Source organism: Arthrobacter sp. HMWF013 (genome assembly GCF_003061105.1).
In the GTDB taxonomy this organism is placed as follows: domain Bacteria; phylum Actinomycetota; class Actinomycetes; order Actinomycetales; family Micrococcaceae; genus Arthrobacter.
The window spans coordinates 1-2,062 of the sequence record NZ_QAIQ01000439.1; the positions used below are offsets into that span (position 1 = coordinate 1).

The following is a 2,062-nucleotide window of genomic DNA, read 5'->3' on the forward strand; positions in this document are numbered from 1 at the left end:
GTACTGGGGCGGGCCCACCACGTACGGGGAGGAACGGGGCCACCCGCGCCTGCGGATGCGCCACATGCCCTTCCGGGTCACACCTGCTGCGAAGGACCGCTGGCTGTTCCACATGCGGGCAGCCGTGGATTCCCTGGACCTGCCTCCGCTGTACGAGGGGACCTTGTGGGACTACATGGAACGGGCCGCCCTGTCCATGGTGAACAGCCCTTCGGAGCCGTAAGGTTTCCGTGAGGCCGTGACCGGGGTCAGGGCTGCTGCAGCCCGCTGCCGCTCCTGGCAAGGACGTGGCCGCGCGGACCGCTGAGGCGGAACCAGCGCCCGGCCCGGTAGAGCTTCTGCTCCCCGTCAGCGAGGAATCCGAGCGTCAGTGCGGCGAAGGCGGCGCCGAGCGGGATCCCGGATGCGTCCAGTTCCCTGCCCCATACCGTGGCACGGGCGTTATTGACTATCAGCATGCCCGGGTTGGTCGGCACGATGGCAGCAACTTCGGAGATGCCGGTTTCGGCCGCCTGGCGGAGCCCGGCATCGGCCAGCGTACCCACCAGTTCCCAGCCGGTGCGGGGCGCCCCGACCCCCGTCCACGACTCGCTGACTGTGGCCGGCGGAACGGGCAGTTCGACGTCGTCCTCCCCCGCCCGTGCAAGACGGTCAAGGACAGCTGACAGCGGAACCGTGACATCAGTCGCGGAAGGCTCGGCGAGGGCCATGGTGCGCAGGCCCAGGATGGTAGGAGTGGATTCGCCCAGCAGTCGTGGCCGGAGGACACACACGTACGCCGCGAGAACGGAACCCGCGGCCTGAAGCCGGATGGCGCCGTCGTCCACGGCTTTGGCACGGGTGGCGAAGGTGCGGAGATCGGCAAGATCACGGGCGTCGGCGAACCGGAAGGACTGGGTAAGTAGGTCAGACACATAAAGAACACTACCGGCTGTGCCTTTGTTGAGCAGCGGCGGGGTGCCGTCTAGAGTCGATCCATGACTGAAGCCGAAACCGGATTGCTGGCGCCGCCCAGCGGCGACCCCACCTCAGCCCTTATCCACCTCCTTGACCTTGGTGAGCTTCAGGGCGCCCGGACCGATGAGGACATCTTCCTGGGGCCTTCGCAGCAGCAGCCCCGTCAGCGGGTGTTCGGCGGGCAGGTTCTGGCCCAGTCGCTGATCGCCGGAATAAGGACTGTGGACCCGGAACGCATGGTTCATTCCATGCACGGCTACTTCCTGCGTCCGGGGGACGCCAACAAGCCCATCACCTTCGGTGTCCAGCGGTTGCGGGATGGCCGGTCCTTTTCGGCACGGCGCGTCCACGCCTACCAGGAAGGCGTGCCCATCCTCTCGATGATCGCCTCGTTCCAAGACCCGGATGAAGGGATTGATCACGGGTCCAGGATGCCTGCGGGCATTCCCGATCCCGAGTCGCTGCCCAGTACAGCCGAACTGCTCGGCAAGTTCGACCACCCCATCGCACAGCACTGGGCGTACGAACGGCCCTTCGATATCCGGCATGTGGATCCGCCGCTTTACGTTTCCGCGAAGGGGAAGAGGGAGGCGCGCAACGCGGTCTGGATGAAGACCTTCGGACCTATGCCCGACGACACGAACGTGCACCGGGCTGCCCTGGCCTATGCCAGCGACTACACGCTGCTGGAATCCATCCTGCGCCGCCACGGGATGAGCTGGATCACCCCCGGCATGAGCGTTGCCAGCTTGGACCACGCGATGTGGTGGCACCGGCCCGCACGCGTGGATGAGTGGCTGCTGTACGTCCAGGAATCCCCCAGCGCCCAGGGTGCCCGGGGCCTGGCCACGGGAAAGATTTTCAACCAGGCCGGGGAGCATGTGGCATCTGTGGCCCAGGAGGGCATGATCCGCGTTCCCACGGACCTGAAGAACAAAGTAGTCGGCGCCGTCCAGTCCAAGCTCCTGGAACACCAGATCCGCAAGGCCGGGCGGGACTGACCCGGCCTGCCCTACGGCATTCCCCATGCAACAGGAAAGGCCGGCGCCCCTGACGGGCGGTTTCTAGGGGTCGTTGCAACACCTGTTGGTTAGGTGGTTAGTAG

The 2,062-nt window shown here is 66.1% G+C and carries 3 protein-coding genes; 2 read left to right on the forward strand and 1 reads right to left on the reverse strand.

Annotation, left to right across the window (positions count from 1 at the left end):
• Window positions 1-223, forward strand: a 223-nt coding sequence (locus DBR22_RS15840; RefSeq protein ID WP_441296246.1) for a globin domain-containing protein, incomplete at its 5' end; no start/stop codon positions are given.
• A 25-nt stretch (window positions 224-248) separates the two neighbouring features.
• Here the strand turns inward: DBR22_RS15840 and DBR22_RS15845 are convergent.
• A complete protein-coding gene (locus DBR22_RS15845) occupies window positions 249-914 on the reverse strand; it encodes a hypothetical protein (protein WP_108599809.1) in 666 nt (221 codons plus the stop codon).
• A gap of 63 nt (window positions 915-977) precedes the next feature.
• Here DBR22_RS15845 and DBR22_RS15850 point away from each other — a divergent pair, with 63 nt between their 5' ends.
• Window positions 978-1,958, forward strand: coding sequence for an acyl-CoA thioesterase (locus DBR22_RS15850; RefSeq protein WP_108599810.1), 981 nt, complete (start codon window positions 978-980; stop codon window positions 1,956-1,958).
• Window positions 1,959-2,062: the final 104 nt, after the last annotated feature.

Bases quoted from the DNA above. Each gene is read 5' to 3' on its own strand.
- DBR22_RS15850 (WP_108599810.1), top strand. From the start codon at position 978: ATGACTGAAGCCGAAACCGGATTGCTGGCGCCGCCCAGCGGCGACCCC.